This is a genomic window from Galliscardovia ingluviei (assembly GCF_014635685.1).
Lineage (GTDB): Bacteria > Actinomycetota > Actinomycetes > Actinomycetales > Bifidobacteriaceae > Galliscardovia > Galliscardovia ingluviei.
The window spans coordinates 93,966-110,566 of sequence record NZ_BMDH01000004.1 but is presented as its reverse complement, the minus strand read 5'-3'; the positions used below and the strand labels follow the sequence as shown (position 1 = coordinate 110,566).

The 16,601-nt window shown below is 45.1% G+C and carries 13 protein-coding genes; 7 read left to right on the top strand and 6 right to left on the bottom strand.

Translation table 11 applies throughout. The annotated features are described in order from the left end of the window. Window positions 1–541: 541 nt before the first annotated feature. The 4 genes from IEU85_RS07265 to IEU85_RS07250 form a co-directional block, all read right to left on the bottom strand. Window positions 542–2,188, bottom strand: coding sequence for a glycoside hydrolase family 43 protein (locus tag IEU85_RS07265; RefSeq protein WP_188355591.1), 1,647 nt, complete (start codon window positions 2,186–2,188; stop codon window positions 542–544). Between the two features lie 9 nt (window positions 2,189–2,197). Then, the gene (locus IEU85_RS07260) at window positions 2,198–3,085 is read right to left on the bottom strand and encodes a carbohydrate ABC transporter permease (protein WP_188355590.1); all 888 of its coding nucleotides are present in this window, start codon (window positions 3,083–3,085) and stop codon (window positions 2,198–2,200) included. Continuing rightward, window positions 3,085–4,071, bottom strand: a complete 987-nt coding sequence (locus IEU85_RS07255) for a carbohydrate ABC transporter permease (protein ID WP_371866657.1) — start codon at window positions 4,069–4,071, stop codon at window positions 3,085–3,087. Before IEU85_RS07255 ends, IEU85_RS07260 begins: the two co-directional genes overlap by 1 nt. A gap of 365 nt (window positions 4,072–4,436) precedes the next feature. After that, entirely contained in the window at window positions 4,437–5,720 is a 1,284-nt protein-coding gene (locus IEU85_RS07250; protein WP_188355588.1) for an ABC transporter substrate-binding protein, read from the bottom strand. Window positions 5,721–6,122: 402 nt separating this feature from the next. On the opposite strand from IEU85_RS07250, the gene IEU85_RS07245 reads away from it, so the two are divergent. The 6 genes from IEU85_RS07245 (at window position 6,123) to IEU85_RS07220 (ending at window position 13,029) form a co-directional block, all read left to right on the top strand. Further along, complete coding sequence (locus IEU85_RS07245; protein ID WP_188355587.1) at window positions 6,123–7,148, top strand: LacI family DNA-binding transcriptional regulator; 1,026 nt, start codon at window positions 6,123–6,125, stop codon at window positions 7,146–7,148. Window positions 7,149–7,327: 179 nt separating this feature from the next. Further along, window positions 7,328–8,143, top strand: coding sequence for an alpha/beta hydrolase (locus IEU85_RS07240; protein WP_188355602.1), 816 nt, complete (start codon window positions 7,328–7,330; stop codon window positions 8,141–8,143). Window positions 8,144–9,102: 959 nt separating this feature from the next. After that, entirely contained in the window at window positions 9,103–10,128 is a 1,026-nt protein-coding gene (locus IEU85_RS07235; RefSeq protein WP_188355586.1) for a glycoside hydrolase family 43 protein, read from the top strand. 244 nt (window positions 10,129–10,372) lie between these two features. Further along, a complete protein-coding gene (locus tag IEU85_RS07230; RefSeq protein ID WP_229714826.1) occupies window positions 10,373–11,503 on the top strand; it encodes an oligosaccharide MFS transporter in 1,131 nt (376 codons plus the stop codon). A 140-nt stretch (window positions 11,504–11,643) separates the two neighbouring features. Further along, a complete protein-coding gene (locus IEU85_RS07225) occupies window positions 11,644–12,702 on the top strand; it encodes a LacI family DNA-binding transcriptional regulator (RefSeq protein ID WP_188355585.1) in 1,059 nt (352 codons plus the stop codon). Window positions 12,703–12,849: 147 nt separating this feature from the next. Next, window positions 12,850–13,029, top strand: coding sequence for a hypothetical protein (locus IEU85_RS07220; RefSeq protein WP_188355584.1), 180 nt, complete (start codon window positions 12,850–12,852; stop codon window positions 13,027–13,029). Between the two features lie 83 nt (window positions 13,030–13,112). Here IEU85_RS07220 and IEU85_RS07215 read toward each other — a convergent pair whose 3' ends face one another. Further along, entirely contained in the window at window positions 13,113–13,367 is a 255-nt protein-coding gene (locus IEU85_RS07215; RefSeq protein ID WP_188355583.1) for a ribbon-helix-helix domain-containing protein, read from the bottom strand. Between the two features lie 80 nt (window positions 13,368–13,447). On the opposite strand from IEU85_RS07215, the gene IEU85_RS07210 reads away from it, so the two are divergent. After that, window positions 13,448–14,113 carry an endonuclease III domain-containing protein gene (locus IEU85_RS07210; RefSeq protein WP_229714825.1) on the top strand — a complete coding sequence of 222 codons (666 nt, stop codon included), beginning with the start codon at window positions 13,448–13,450 and terminating at the stop codon, window positions 14,111–14,113. A 94-nt stretch (window positions 14,114–14,207) separates the two neighbouring features. Here the strand turns inward: IEU85_RS07210 and IEU85_RS07205 are convergent, their stop codons facing one another. Next, window positions 14,208–16,592: a glycoside hydrolase family 3 N-terminal domain-containing protein gene (locus IEU85_RS07205; protein ID WP_188355582.1), complete on the bottom strand. Its 2,385-nt coding sequence runs from the start codon at window positions 16,590–16,592 to the stop codon at window positions 14,208–14,210. Window positions 16,593–16,601 lie beyond the last annotated feature (9 nt).

Below are 16,601 nucleotides of genomic sequence, written 5' to 3'. Positions count from 1 at the left end.
CATTCAATCATTCAGCAGCATCAAACTGGCATACAATCAAAGTAGTACAAACACACTCTTGAGTTCTCAAACCACCACACACATTCAGCTTGTAAGCTCAGTTGCTTACTTGCTGAGTGGCAACAGATGATTAATATACACGGAATGAACCATCCATGCAAATCAAAAGCATACGACAAGCTAGAAGGCTTGAAATATCAAGCCTCCATCGGCGTGTTGAAACTCTTAAATACTCCACACTCTGAGCAAATGCGCCATGCTTTATGCGCTATGCCTTGTATGTGTATTCACCTTTATTACATCTCACGCGTATTCGTTTACATCCCTATTCGTTATTATTTATAAACAAAGAAGCACATGCATGCTCCTTTGCACTACATCTGTTATATCCGTCGATATTATATCGCAAAGTTGTTGAGTTGCAAATTACATATAACAACCAATACAGCAAATAATATGGTGACGTACGTGGCACACCAGCTCTATACGTCACCATATCCCGATTACTATCATTCAGATATACAGTTAATCAGCTATACCATCAGGCTGCATCTTCAAATTCTTGATAATCAAAGTCTGTAAACTCTGCCACCGTTTCATATCCAGAATAATCAACAGCCGCCAGACCTACAAATGCTCCGGTGAAGAACCCCCCATATGTTTCATTAACATAATCATCAGAGAGAATCTTTGCATCAAGCACAATCGGAATTTCATGCCAAGTAGCTCCCTCATCAAACGAATACTCATAGGTATAGGTTTGTGTGCGAACCTTGGTACGCAATCCAATACGCTGCACATGCTCTGGCACAACCACTGCATTTTCGCGTAAGTACGTTGTTAAATGGTTCCGATCATTCTGCGCAACTTCAATAATACGGCAGGAGCGTTCCTCATCCCAAGTCACATACACCCATGACCAGTGCTGATCGTTATAGTAATGAGTCAACCCAGCCATTGCTTGATATGTCGACGGATTAAACGATACGCTTGTTGTAGCATCAAAATTAAAGGCTTGCCAACGTCGAGCAACTAGCGATAGATCGAATGTATTGCACAGTGAGCCTTCACCAATAAGACGAAGTTTACCCTGACCAACTTCACCCATGCACTTGCTAAATGGGACGCGCAAAGTATTCCATTCAAGATCCAGAGTTGGCGACATAAAATCATCATGGATATGACGCGGCAATGCAGGATCTTCAGCATTATCTGGCACAATGGCATCAACTGGAGCTTCTACATATCGAGTACCACCATGTCCGCCGACTACGTACGGCCAGCCTTCTTCATCCCACTCCACTTTTTGAATTGAAGTTTCTCGACCAAGCGTGCACCATCCGCGAGGATCAGTAGCAGATTCCGTTGCATGATGCCAAGGACGCGCACATAGCGATGCGTAATACCATTCACCACTCGGTGTATCTACAAGCGCACCATGACCCTGCTTTTGCAAGTACGAGTTTGGGGTATCAAAATTAGAAATAAATGGGTTGCCCGGGCTTGCTTCAAAAGACAACGCTTCCAATGAATTTGAACGCGCTACCACTTCTCTATGCGTCCAAACGGTACCGCCTTCGGCAGCAAACAAGTAGTACAAACCATCTTTTTTATACAGGTGTGGTCCTTCAATAAGCTTAACCTCATCACCGCGCCACAATGTACGTGCTGTCTCAGGCTTTAACTTCATCATTGCCGTGTCAAATTCAGTTAAGGTAATGCCATTAAAAGCATGATGATATTCACGATGATCCCATGTCTGCTGCACGAGATACTTTCTGCCATCATCATCGTGGAATAATGACGCATCAAAGCCAACACCATTCAATCGAATTGGTGTACTCCACGGACCTGTAATCTGGTCAGCACATGTCAGATAATTAATACCGTCTTTGAATGCTCCATTAACAACTTTAATATCTGAATATACTAACCAAAACTTGCCGTCTGCATACGATAAATCTGGAGCCCATACGCCACCGGAAGCAGGATTACCCCTCATGTCGATAAGCTCAGTCGACTGCAGCGGACTTGGCAGTAATTTCCAGTGTACGAGATCCGTTGACTCATGCAACCGTACACCTGGGAACCATTCAAATGTGGAATTTGCAATATAATAGGTATCCCCCACACGAATCATGGAAGGATCAGCATCAAATCCACGAAGAACAGGATTAGAAATTTTCATGATGACTCCTTAACCCTTAACAGCACCCGTAAGACCGCCAACAATCTTCTTTTGGAATAGCGTGAAGCAGATAAGTGCTGGAATCATAGAAAGCGATGTGAATGCCAGAACTTGCGCTGTATCAACAGAGTGCTGTGTACTAAACATCTGCACACCAAGAGGAAGTGTGTACTTGCTTGAATCATTAAGTAAGAATAACGGCAACATATATGCATTCCAGCTGCTTACGAAAGCAAGAATTCCAACAGTTGCAACGCCCGGCCAGCTCAGCGGCAAAATCATGCGCCAGAAGAATCCTAGGCGCGAGCAACCATCAATTTCAGCTGCTTCCTCAAGTTCAAGTGGAATAGACTTAAGGAATGGTACAAGAATAATAATGGCTTGCGGTAGTCCGAATGCAATCTGCGGAAGAATAAGACCCAAATGGCTATTGATAAGACCAAGATTGCGTAGCAGCAAATAGAGTGGGGTAATAGCAACAGTAATTGGAAACATCATACCTGCTGCGAACAGTGAGTACATGAAGCCACGCAGTTTGAAATTGTAGCGGGCAATAACAAAACTCACCATCAAAGCGAATACCACAATACCTACCATGGTGCCGAGCGCCACAATAAGCGAATTCATCAGTTCACCCCAGAAAAGCCCTGAAGTGAATACTGTTTTATAATTGCTTAAATTCCATGGGTTTGGCAAACCTGCTGGATCTCGAGTGATCTGAGAATTGGTTCTAAAACCACCGATAATAATATAGAGCACAGGTCCAATGCACAGTGCAACCAGCAACAGTGAGAAGAAATACACAATTGGGTTGCCCCATGGCGTCTTTTGCGACTTACGTAATTCATATACCCGTGATGTCGCTTGATTAACCTGAGGTGCAGTTGCTGCAGTCATTATGCTACCTCGCCTTCATGAATAGGAGCAGTTGCTAGGGAAGCCTCAGAACTCTTGGCTTGCGATGCAGATACATTAGCCGCTGCACTACGAGCATGAGCACGCTTATTACTGACCTTATGTTTACGATTGCGCTTCTTTTCTGGACCAGTGATTGCGCCTTCAAGATCACGATTGAGAACGAAATGCTGATATGTCAATGCAATAACAAGTGAAATAACGAAGATAACCACAGCAACTGCGTTACCATAACCGTAATTGCCTGCCAGGCGACCTTCACGCACCATGTATGTTGCCATTGTAGAAGTTCCAGCAGTAGAGGCTACATACTGCCCCCAAATAATGTATACCAAATCAAACAGCTGCAGCGAGCCGATAAGAGAGAGGAATGCCCAAATTCGCACTGTTGAACCTAGTAATGGCAGTGTGATGCGCCATTGCATTTGCCAGAATGACGCTCCATCGACACGAGCAGCTTCATAGAGTTCTTCTGGAATTGACTGCATACCAGCAATCATCAAAATAACAGCAAAACCAATATATTTCCATGAAATAATGAACATTAATGTCCAAATTGCAGCTTTTGGATCAGCAATCCAATCTACGCCTGTGATTCCGACTTTTGCAAGCACTGCGTTAACTGCACCTGTGCTTTGCAACATCAGACCCCAACCAGTACCTACAATTACTTCAGAAACCACGTATGGTACGAAAATTAAAGTACGAATAATGCCTCTTCCCTTAAATTTTTGGTTGAGGAGAAGAGCAAAAAGAATAGCAAGTGGACCCTGAATTACCAGCGACAGCACGGCAATCAATAATGTATGACCGAGTGCTTGCTGGAAATTTGGATCAGTAAGAATAATTTTATAATTGTCAAGACCGACGAAAGTACCGTTAACTGACGGCTTACCATAGCCCTTCCATTTGAAGAAGCCATAATAGGCGGCCATAATTACTGGTAAAACAACGAAGCCAAGGAACATAACAAGCGCAGGTACAGATAATATAAGGATCTCTATTCCTTTGCGCATGCTATCTGAGGAACGTTGGCTTTTCGGTTTCTTGGCAATTTGCGTGATTTCGGTAGGATGACCGGCGATCGCGGCTGACATATTTGCCTCCCGAGTAAAAGCTGCTCGAAAAATATGAAAAATATTTAGGTAATAAAACGCAATTTTTTATGAAACGTGGCTCAGCCCAAGATCTGCTGAACTGAGCCACTGAACGATACACTTTTGATATTGCTAGTGCATGACTACTGTGTTGCATGACTACTGTGTGATAAGTGCACCCATACACTCATACATGCATACACGTATACGCTCTTGCAATAGTGACACCTTATTAACTAGCCTTTTGCAGCGGCATCTTCAATAGTCTTAACAACATCTTGAGGAGTGCCCTTACCAGCCATCATGTTCACAACGCCTTCGTTGAGAGCGTTACCGACATTTTGACCGAATACGGTATCCAACCAAATAGTGACGTAAGATGCGTTGTTATATGCTTCGAGAGCGCCCTTCAACGCTGGGCTGGTTACAGCATCCTGAGCTTCCTTAGAGGCTGGAATAGTGGAAAATGCCTTAGCATACTTTTCCTGCCAATCTTTCTCAGAGACGAAGTTCAAGAATTCGACTGCTTCCTCTGGTGCCCATTGACCGACCGCAAGTGCGTCTACACCGCCCATAACAGCGGTAGCATCACCCTTGCCATTTTCTACTGCTGGGAATGGGAAGAAGCCCAAGTCAGCAAGATCCTTGCCATCAGGTGTAAGATCGCGGATAACACCCGGATCCCAGCCACCCATAAGTTCCATAGAAGCCATGTGGTTAGCAATCAGACCTGCAGAAGAGCCTGCACCTTGCTGGGCTGGAGTGGTTAGGAAGCCTTCGTTAAAGACATCAAGCTTGAGTAGTTCTTCGACATCTTCTCCTGCTTTAATCCAGCAACCGTCACTAAAGTCGCCCTTTGTCGTTGCCGCATCGAAAACTTTCGTTGGGCATTCACGTAATGCAAACCAGTACCACCAGTGTGCTGCTGGCCAAGCATCCTTACCACCTAGTGCAATTGGTGTAATACCAGCATCCTTGATTTGTACAGCGGCAGTCTTAAATTCATCCCAATTCGTTGGAGTCTGGCTAACACCTGCCTGTGTAAAGAGATCCTGAGAGTACCACATACCACCAGGAAGCACTGATTGCGGAACGGCATATAGCTTGCCATCTACTGATTCTGCACTAAGTGCTGACTTCATTTGTGTCTTAACAGTGTCCGATACTTTATCGGAAATATCCATAAGCTGACCCGCTTCTACCATGTCACGGAGCTTTTTACCACCGCGTGACATAAAGATATCAGGCGCAGAATTTGGATCTTGCAATGCAGTCTGCAATTTGCCATCCATATCCTCATTCTGGATTGGCTCAATTTTAATGCTGACGTTCGGGTGATCCTCCATAAATGCATCAGCTGCAGACTGCCAATAGGCTTTTCCATCACCAGTGGTGGAGTTATGCCAGAGTGTAATTTCAGTCTTTCCATCTGATGATGCGGAATTTGAGTTACCGCATGCTGCTAGTGAAAATAGGGTAACAATTGACAGACCAGCTGCAAGTACTTGCTTAAGTCTCATCTCATCTCCTTTTTCTGTATACCACATAACAATTGCCACAATGCGTTATGAAGGTTTAGGGTATTTCACTGGATTATGGGTTTTGAATTATGTAGTAGAAATACAGATTTGTTTTCGAAAACAACACTGTTTCCTCGCTTAATTATCGTATCATATCGAAAACTATTTTCGCAAGTTATTTAGTAAAATTATTTAATTAAATTTGAGAAACCCTGAGAAATGGGCAAACTTGCCGTCTATTGTTACAAAGTTTTATCACAAGATCTCTTTGTAGCTGCAAAAAAATATAAAATTTCGAGACAATAATGCTGTATTATGTCGAAATTTTCGATATACTAGTATCTAGGAACCAGAAAATAGCAGAACAGACATAACATATATACAGAACAGGGTGGGGAACACATGACTGCACAAACCGAGCGACCAATACAGCTACAAGATATCGCAAAACAAACGGGATACTCTATTGCAACAGTATCTAAAGTACTCAATGGCAAATCAGATGTTTCTGATAAAACCCGATCACTTATTGAACATGCTTTACAACGTAACGGTTATGCAAAACGTATGCCGACAACAAAAAACAGAAAACTCATCGAAGTCGTATTCCAAAATTTCGAAAACATATGGTCACTTGAAATTTTACGCGGTATTATTGCCGAAGCTCGAGAGCATGGGCTGAGCGTTGTGACAACCGAAAGTGGCGACAGAACCCATCCAGACGCCACTTGGATTAACGGGGTTATCCAAAGACAACCACTCGGCGTAGTGCTTATTTTTTCTGACCTGACACAGACTGAGCGCGATAAATTACAATCCTGCCATATCGACTACGCAACATTTGATCCAGCTGGCGACCCGTCCCCTAATAATCTTTCTGTGCAAGCCGATAATTGGACAGGCGGACTGATAGCAACACGGCATCTTCTCGATCTCGGACATACCAATATCGGCATTATCACCGGACCAATGACCATGATGTGCGCAAAAGCAAGACTGGATGGATATAAGGCCGCACTCGAAGAACGCCATATCGAATTTCGCTCAAGTAATGTGCGCGAGGGCGACTTTCGCACAGAAGGCGGTTATCAGCAAGCACTCAACCTCTTGCACAATGAGCAAACACGTCCAACTGCCATCTTTGCGAGTTCAGATTTGATGGCCATGGGTGTATACGAAGCGGCAAGAACATTACGCCTTCGCATTCCAGAAGACTTATCGGTAATTGGATTTGATGACGTACAAACATCGGCATTTATGGGACCTAGCCTCACTACCGTGCGTCAACCCCTGCAAGAAATGGCGAGCGCAGCAGTTCGGCTAATCGTTGACAAAACAAGTGGTAAAACCATACAAAATCATATGGTATTCCCTACTAATATTGTGCAGCGCAATAGTACGATGCGATACGACCGCACGGGCAAGTGATACCAATGCCAAGCAATCACAAACCACGACCATGAGTCACCTACGTCAGCATGTGTATAGAGACCAAATATGTGCATATACAAGCAGACATATATAAAGCAACCATATGCATGCACAGCAAGCGTGCAGTCACTGTAATTAACGCAACCACTGTAATAGCTTAATAACTAAGGAGCATGATGCAATATATTACGCAAACCATTACAGGAGCAGATGGTAGTAATGCCCAATTTATCGGGTATGTTATCGATAATAGTCCAGAAATTGATGAGCAGCGAACTCGTCCAGCAGTGCTCATTCTACCAGGAGGCGGATATGAGATGACTTCGGACCGTGAGGCTGAGCCAATTGCTTTGCGATTTGTTGGTGCGGGATATCATGCATTTATTTTGCGATATTCAACTTTCCCCAGCCTCTACCCTACCGCATTATTACAGGCTGCTGCAGCAATGCAACTCATCCGAGCACATGCCTCACAATGGCATGTTAAAGCAGATGCAATTTGCGTATTAGGGTTTTCCGCAGGTGGGCATCTTGCAGCAAACTTATCTACTACAGCTAGCGATGATGTGCTACAGGCCAATGGTTTTCAGCCAAATGAAGTGCGACCAAATGGATTGATGCTCTCCTATCCAGTTATTTCGTCAGGCGAGTTTGCGCATAGAGGCAGTTTTGATCACTTACTTGGTGAGCAAAAAGACAACCCACAAATGTTACAGCAACTTTCCCTTGAGCAGCATATTAATAGCGTAACTCCTCCAATATTCGTTTGGCATACATTGACAGATACTGCGGTACCAGTTGAGAATACCTTGATGCTTATCAGCGCCTGCAGAGCAGCAGGTGTCAGCATCGAAGCGCATATTTTCCCAGAAGGTGATCATGGGTTATCGTTGGGCACTTGGGAAACATCACACAATAAGCAACAGGTAGTTCCAGCAGTCCAGCCTTGGTTTGATTTAGCAGTGCACTGGCTAGGAAGAACGTTGCTATAGTATCCATCTTTTGCGTTGAGTTGTATTTGCATTGCGGCGCGATGTATTACTACGCATTACATTACGTTACATTGCATTATGCTGATTGCTTCGCGGTGCAATATATTGAATTACGCTGTATTGGGATATCATGCAACGCATTATATTGCACTATATTGAGGCACATTGCCTTACGCTACATTGCGTCATATTACATTGCAGTACATTGTATTGAATACTACTGTTCGAAATGAGCAGTCTAACCAGCATAGCATCGCTACACAGCCACCGTAGGCATTACGAGTCAGCCACTTCTTACAGTAAAGCATACGCATATGAATAGCAACTATTACAAACCAGCCACTTCTTGTAGCAAAAACGTACGCATACGAATAGTAACTATTCAAAACCAGCGGTTTTCAAGGCAGTAGAACTCGAATTCTATACGATGCGAAACATCAGATATTACAAACCAGCCACTTCGATAGGAAAAGCATACCCGAACGAATAGCTACTAGTCTGTAGCAGCAATTCTTAGAGGCGCTAATGTATTAGCAGTACTAGTTACTGGTTCTGCCTCGCCTATTCCTGCTATATCTAGACCCACCCCAACCTCAACCTCAGTTAGTTCAGCACTACCTAGTCCAACCCTACCTAATTCAGCACTACCCAATTCAACCTTTACCAGCTCATCCTTAGTCAGCTCATCCTTAGTCAGCTCAGTTACTTATTTCTCATACAGCACCTGCACTCGTGCATTCTACGGTATGATAACTGGAATCGGTTTCAGTAAATACATCCCATAAACGCGCCGTAAAGATATTGAAATAACAGTATTTCCATAACCATGTCCACAACTAGGCTATGCTTGATTACTGTAACCGTGCACAGTATTGAGTTTCCAACGAAGAAAAGTACTCAAAACCCAAAGCACAACGCAAAATTACAGAAGTACTACACAACGACGTTAGGCAGGAGAAATGGCGCTACTTCCTAATCCAATCGTGCTCCAACGAGCAGATCCTTTTGTATATAAAGATGGCGATAGCTACTTATTTACCGGCTCATACCCAACCTATGACCGCATTGTGTTGCGCCGAGCAAACAAACTCAGCGAACTACAAGAAGCTGAAGAATTTACCATTTGGCGCAAGCATGATAGCGGCACTGGAGCAATGAGCGAACTGATCTGGGCTCCAGAAATCCATAAAATTGGCGACCAATGGGTTATCTACTTCGCAGCATCACATACAACAGCTATTCATCCAACTGCTGACACTTTCCAACATCGCATTTTCTGCTTAACTTGCGATGATGAAGACCCAATCACTGGCACCTGGACAGAGCGCGGACAAGTCGATACTGGCATGGATACCTTCGCGCTCGATGCTACAACATTCGTCCACAGTGACAGCAAGCAGTACCTGATTTGGGCTCAGCAGGATTTGGCTATTGAAGGCCATTCCAATTTGTACATTGCACGCATGGAAAACCCTTGGACACTTGCTACTACCCCAGTTATGCTGGCTAAACCAGAGCTTGAGTGGGAAAAAGTACGGTTTATTGTTGAAGAAGGCCCCGCAGTATTGCAGCACGGCAACCATATTTTTATTACGTTCTCTGCTTCTGGCACTGGCCCAGAATATGCCATGGGTATGCTTACTGCAGATGCGAGTGCTGATTTACTTGATCCTGCAAGTTGGACTAAGTCTCAGGAACCAGTATTTACTTCCGATGAAACAGTGCGCCAGTTCGGCCCTGGACATAATTCATTCACGACTACTGAAGATGGTCAGGACGTGCTGATTTATCACTGCCGTAATTATGTGGAAATTCTTGGCGATCCTCTCTTCGACCCTAATCGTCACGCTCGCATGGGCTTGATTACTTGGGACGAACAGGGTATGCCGCAGTTTGGCACTCCACAAATGGATACGCGCTGGACTCCTGCAACTACTGATGTACTTCCAGCCAACGGCAAGCTCGAAGTGCGCAACGATTTGTAATAGCAACAGTTTTATCAATAGATCAACAGATCAACAGACAAACAACTAAACAGACAAACAACTAAACAGACAAATAGCAAATAACAACATATATCAAATAGCAATATATATATATGAGGTAATTATGGCAAGCAACACATCGCTCGCAAAATCACTAACCCGCCCAGTGTTCTGGAATTTCGGCGGACTATACTTCTTCTACTTCGCCTGCTGGCAGCTCGTATTCACTTTCCTGCCATACTGATTGCAAGGAGATGCCGGTCTTAACACCACAGTTTCTGGCTTAGTATTCTCTACTATGTCTCTTGGCGCATTGATTTTGCAGCCAATTTTCGGACCATTACAGGATCGTCTTGGATTAAAGAAAACCCTTTTCTACTTTGTTATTATCTGCATTTTGCTGGTAGGTCCGCTCTTCCAGTGGGTATTCCTTCCACTGATTCACGCTAATGCGTATGTTGGTGCTTTCATTACCGGCGCATACATGAGCTTGTGCTTAAACGGCGGTGTAGGTGTAGTTGAGGCTTATAACGAGCGTTCTTCTCGCGCCTACAACTTTGAGTATGGTCACGCTCGTCTATTCGGTTCTCTAGCAGGCGCTACTGCATCCTTTGTAGGTGGCATTATGTGGGCTAAGCATCATAACAGCATTTTCTGGGCAATGACATTCTGCGCAGCAGTATTACTCGTGCTGCTCACTGTAGTTAAACTGCCTGAAAACCATATGGCAGGCGCTGTTTCTGATGATGCTAAGCCAGCTGCACAAATTACCAAGGAAGATTATGCTGCTATTTTCAAGAATCGCAGTTTCTGGGGCTTCTGCTTGCTGATTGTCGGTTCTGCAACGATGTATGACGTATTCGATCAGCAGTTCCCTAACTATTTTGCTTCCTTCTTCGCTGATCCTGCAGCAGGTCAGACTATGTTTAGCCGCGTAGTTTCTGTACAGATTCTGCTTGAGGCTGTCTGCATGCTCTTTATGCCTGCATTGATTAACAAGATTAGCGCTAAGACTGGTTTGATTATTTATGGTGCTATTTTGTTCGTCCGAGTACTGGGTTGTGCTTTTATTCCAAGCATTGGTATGCTCGTTTTCTGGCGTTTGCTTGCAGCACTCGAAATGCCATTTATGCTGGTTTCAGTCATGAAGTACATTTCGCATGTGTTTGATGAGCGCCTTTCTGCAACGGTGTACATGTATGGTTTTGGTACTGCAAAGCAGATTGGTTTGACTATTTTCTCCCTGTTCATTGGCAATCTGTACACTGCATTCGGTTTCAAGCACACCTATCTCCTGCTTGCCGTTATTATTGCAGTATTTGTAGGGGTTGGCGCTTCTTTGATGAAGTCTGACCGTAAGGCAGTTGCTGCATAACTTGCCCTGCAGTTTGCTAGCAGCATCTAATAATTTAATTACTATCAAAGCGACGAAGCTCACGTATATGCCTCATATGGTGTATAGGTGAGCTTCTTGCATTACACTATATATCAGTAACTTTGTAGAGATGAGGAACCGTGGCACAACAACGCAAATCAACAATTCATGATATTGCCCAGCTTGCTGGAGTTTCCAGAGCCACTGTTTCTCGGTATCTTAATGGACATCGCTGGGTGAGTAGTGAGTCTGCGGAAAAGATAAAAGCAGCCATTGAGCAAACACATTATGTTGCCAATACTCACGCTCGCGCTCTAGCCACCGGCAAAGCTGGCAGTGTAGCATTTTTGCTGGGAGAGCCGCAAAAATTACTGTTTGAGGATCCAAATTTTGCTTCTTTGCTGCGCGCTGTGGCTGATGAGTTGGGTAAGCGCAATACGTCATTTTTAATGATGACTACTGATAATGCTCAGGAAGAACAGCGTAATTTAGAGTATTTGCAAGCAGGGCACGTTGATGGTGTGATTCAAGTAGCTTGGCATCAGGATTCCAGCTCTATGATTCGCGGGCTGGTAAAGGCTGGTATTCCAACGGTTGTAGCCGAGCATCCCTCGGATGACACGTTGCCTGTGGGGTATGTGCATGTAGAAGATTATGGTGGAGCACGTAAGGCTGTAGAGTATTTGCTGGATCATGGTGGCAAACGAGTTGCTATGATTTCCGGACCTCAGGGACCTTCTGGCACTCGCGACCGTGTGCGTGGGTTTATAGATACGGTAACTATGTATACGCAGATTCATCAAGGAGATCCTAGTTTACCGGTAAACCTTCAAGAGTATTGTGATACTCATATTGTTTATGGCGATTATTCAGCAGCTAGTGGGGAAGAGTGTATGACCAAGCTGCTAGCTCAAGATTGCACTATTGATGCCGTATTTGTCTCTTCTGACGCTATGGCAGTGGGCGCTATCAGAGCCTTGCGCAATCAAGGTTTACAAATTCCTCAAGATGTGCAAATTATTGGGTTTGATGATTCTTCGGCTGCTAAACTTGCTGACCCGCCGTTAACTACCATCCGACAGCCATTTGACGAAATTGGTAAACATCTAGTACAGCAGCTTATGCAAATTATTGATGGGCAAGCACCAGTTGGTGTAACTCTTCCCTGCGAACTTGTAGTACGAGAAAGTACGAGGTAAGGCACAATTTACGTTGTAGTATCAGAGTTTTGCCGCAGTGCCACTACTATAACGAGTACAGTTATTTTATATAGCAGTATATAGCCGATTAGGAATGAGTAAGGTTCAGCGCCGAATCTAGCTTATTGCACTCATGAGGAGGACAGTATGCAAACACTACTCACCACATCCGCCATCATCATTGTATTAGTTGGTGCTATTGGCATATATTACCAGCACAATAGAGATACACTGTCAACACAGAAAAAGAGAATGCTTGCCACCGCAGCTGTACTAGTGCTTATCATAGGTATGCTTATCGCATTTCTCATCGAAACATTTGCGTAATTCCCATTATTGTCACTCATATAGGGGAGCCTGATCACGTAGTAGTAATCAGACTCTCAGCGGCAAGGATATGCTAATACACTTTATGAGGATGCAGGTTGTGCAGTGAGATAGTAACTTACAGCATCACGCAAAATTTCACTTACTGATTGTTTACGTTGTTGTGCAAGCTGCTTAATTTCAACAGATTGCACATCAGTCAACCGCACAGTATGCACTTGCGTTGCCTGCGCTTTCTTCCACGGTACACTATTAATAACCACACCTGTATACCCATCTGATTGAGTTTCATCTTCAAGAATGCGCGCCTGCTCATCTTGTTCTTGCTCGCTCCTCACAAACATACAGCGACATCAAACACGCCAACTTATCAAGTAGCACAAAACAGAGTAGGGTGCATAACAGCAAGGAGGCTACAGTGTACGATTCCACAAACGAAAGCCGACGTAGTTCACATAATACAGGCCATCTCAAATCAGCAAAAGCCTTATATAACGCGCTCCTTGACCACTACGGCACGCAGCATTGGTGGCCCGCAGACACTGACTTTGAAATGATGATTGGTGCGGTGTTAGTGCAGCATACCGCTTGGCGCAATGTTGAACGTTCGATTGCTAGGCTGAAACAGGAACAACTACTTACTCCATCTGCTATTGCACAGGCAGACTATGACTATCTGATGATGGTCATTCAGTCGAGTGGATTTATGAAAGCAAAAGCTCGCACCTGTATCAATCTCTCTGCTTGGCTGTTAAAGCACGGTTATAGTGGCACTGAGGTTGAACCTACGCAGGATGCTCAGTTACGCAATAACTTGCTCTCCATTGCTGGTGTTGGATCGGAGACTGCTGATGTTATTCGGCTCTACGCTTTTGAGCAGCCTTGCTTCATCTGGGATGTGTATGCACGTAGACTGCTTGCTATGCTTAGGTATCCGAAATGGGATTCATATGAGCAAGCGCGTTCACAAGAACACATGTTTATTGCTCTTGAAGAGTTTTCTGTTGCCGAGCTACAAGAATTCCATGCATTGATTGTGGAACATGGTAAAGCAACTAGAACGCAACGAGGCTGGCTACCGTAGTAACATACTGCACTACAATGCAAATAACATTTGTAATACAGCAATCGCCACACGGCAGCGCAGCCCCGTTAACCCTTAGAGCAGATACAATCGCTTATTCCACAACGAATGTGGCACGCTTCAAATCAGCACGCCTACTGGAATGACCAATTAAAAGCTCGAATTCACCAGGCTCTACAATACGATTGACCTCAGCATCTACGATGGAGCACTGTGCCACAGGAATAGCAAATTCCACAGTCTGAGTTTGACCGGGCTCAAGCTCCACACGCTGGAATGCCTTCAATTCGCGGTCGGTCCAGCTCACCGAAGTAACCAAATCACCCACATACGCTTGTACGACTTCTGCACCGGCACGATTACCAGTATTCGTCACGGTAATAGAAGCACGAACTATATCATCTGCATGCAGTGGGGTAGTGCCGGACTCAATTACCACATCACCATACTCAAATGTGGTATAGGAGAGTCCCTCGCCAAACGCAAATGCTGGGTCCTGCGTCAAATCAGCATAACGATTACCGTGCTGTCCGCGAATTTGGTTGTAATACACCGGCAGCTGTCCTGCATGGCGAGGGAAGGTAATTGGCAAGCGTCCGGAAGGATTGACTTTGCCGAGGATAATCTCAGCAATTGCCTGACCGCCCTTCATGCCAGGGCTTGGAGCCCAGAGCAGAGCGCTAGTACCGCGAGCCACGCTTTCGTCAACAATCACGCTATGCGTACCGATTACGCACTCTGGCAGTACCATTGGCTTCGAGCTCATCAGCACTACAACCAGTGGTTTACCAGTTTCTAGCGATACCTTGCTTAATGCTTCTAGTAGCGCTGGCTGACCGCCTTGTAATTCCAAGGTTCCTGTGGAACAAGTTTCGCCAATCAGCTGCACTACATCGCCTACTACTGCCACAATCACATCAGACTGCTTGGCATTTTCTACAGCTTCATCAATCAATGCTTGATCTACTGGAGCACTCACGCCAATCTTTGGACGAGGCTGCCCATCTGGATAGAATTCACCTTCTGGGTCAGGTATCAAATCCACAATATTGGCGCCTCTAGAACGCACTACTTGCCAATTCTCAGGCACGAGCTCATCGAAAGCATCAGCAATAGTCGTAATGCATTCACGAGGGTGTCCATCCGGCATCCATGTGACTTGGCCAGAGTTACCTGCCCAGTCTCCGAGCTGTGTTTGTGCATCGTCAATAAGTGGACCAATAAGTGCAATGCGCTTGGCATACTGAGTAGCTTTATCAGAGGCTGCATCAGCTACATCTACTTCAAATGGCGCGGTAAATGGTAATACACCATTATTTTTCAGCAGAGTAACTGACTGACGCGCCAGCTGCAAATTCACATCACCATGTTCGCGAGCGCCCATTACTGCCTTGATGCGTTCGCGGTCTGGTAAACGTGGATTTTCAAAAAGCCCAAGTCGGAACTTCAATGACAGAATGCGAGTCACCGCTGCATCAATATCTGCAACATCCAGCAAACCAGTCTTGAGCGCTTCCAATGCACCCTCGTAGAACTGTGGGGTAGTCATAATCAGGTCATTACCTGCACGCACTGCCGCTGCCGAAGCATGAGCAAAATCAGGCTGGACGCGCTGTTCCCATACTGAGCGACCCACATTATCCCAGTCGGTAATCAGCATGCCTTTGTATCCCCATGCTCCGCGCAATTGGTCGGTAAGCAACCACTTATTAAAGGTCACTGGAACGCCTTCGATGGACTCATAGCCGAGCATGAATGTGCCACAGCCTTCACGAGCTACACGCTCAAATGGCGGTAAGAACCAGCTGGCAAGTTTGCGGTGAGAAATATCGGCTTCGGAAGCATCTCGACCACCTTGGGTTTCTGAATATCCTGCAAAATGCTTGGCTGTTGCCAAAATAGCATCTTGGTCAAGTGTGCCGTCGGTTGCTGGTCCCTTTTGGTATCCTTTGACCATGGCTGACGCCATTTCGCCGATCAGATATGGGTCTTCACCAAAGGTTTCTCCAACTCGACCCCAACGGGTATCGCGTGCAATACACAGCACGGGGGAGAAGGTCCAATGCACTCCAGTGGCAGAACCTTCTACTGCGGTAACGCGAGCGGCTTGCTGCACTAATTCAGTATTCCAACTGCTTGCCATACCAAGCTGCTCTGGGAAAATAGTGGAACCCGGGTAGAACGAGTATCCGTGAATTAAGTCTTCACCAATAATCAGTGGTATGCGCAACCGCGTCTGTTGCACCAGTTCAGCTGCGCGGAAGAGATTTTCTGGACTAGTATGCAAAATGGAGCCCACGTTGTAGTGCAGTATTTCTTCGTCCAAGTTGCCACGAGCGTCAAGCTGCATCATTTGTCCAACTTTTTCTTCAATACTCATGCGTCCAAGCAGATCGGCAATGCGATCGGCAACTGGCGCATTAGCATTGAGATACAGTGGTCGATCTTGTTCCGACTGTTCCTGTTCTTGCTGAGTCATAGTATTCCT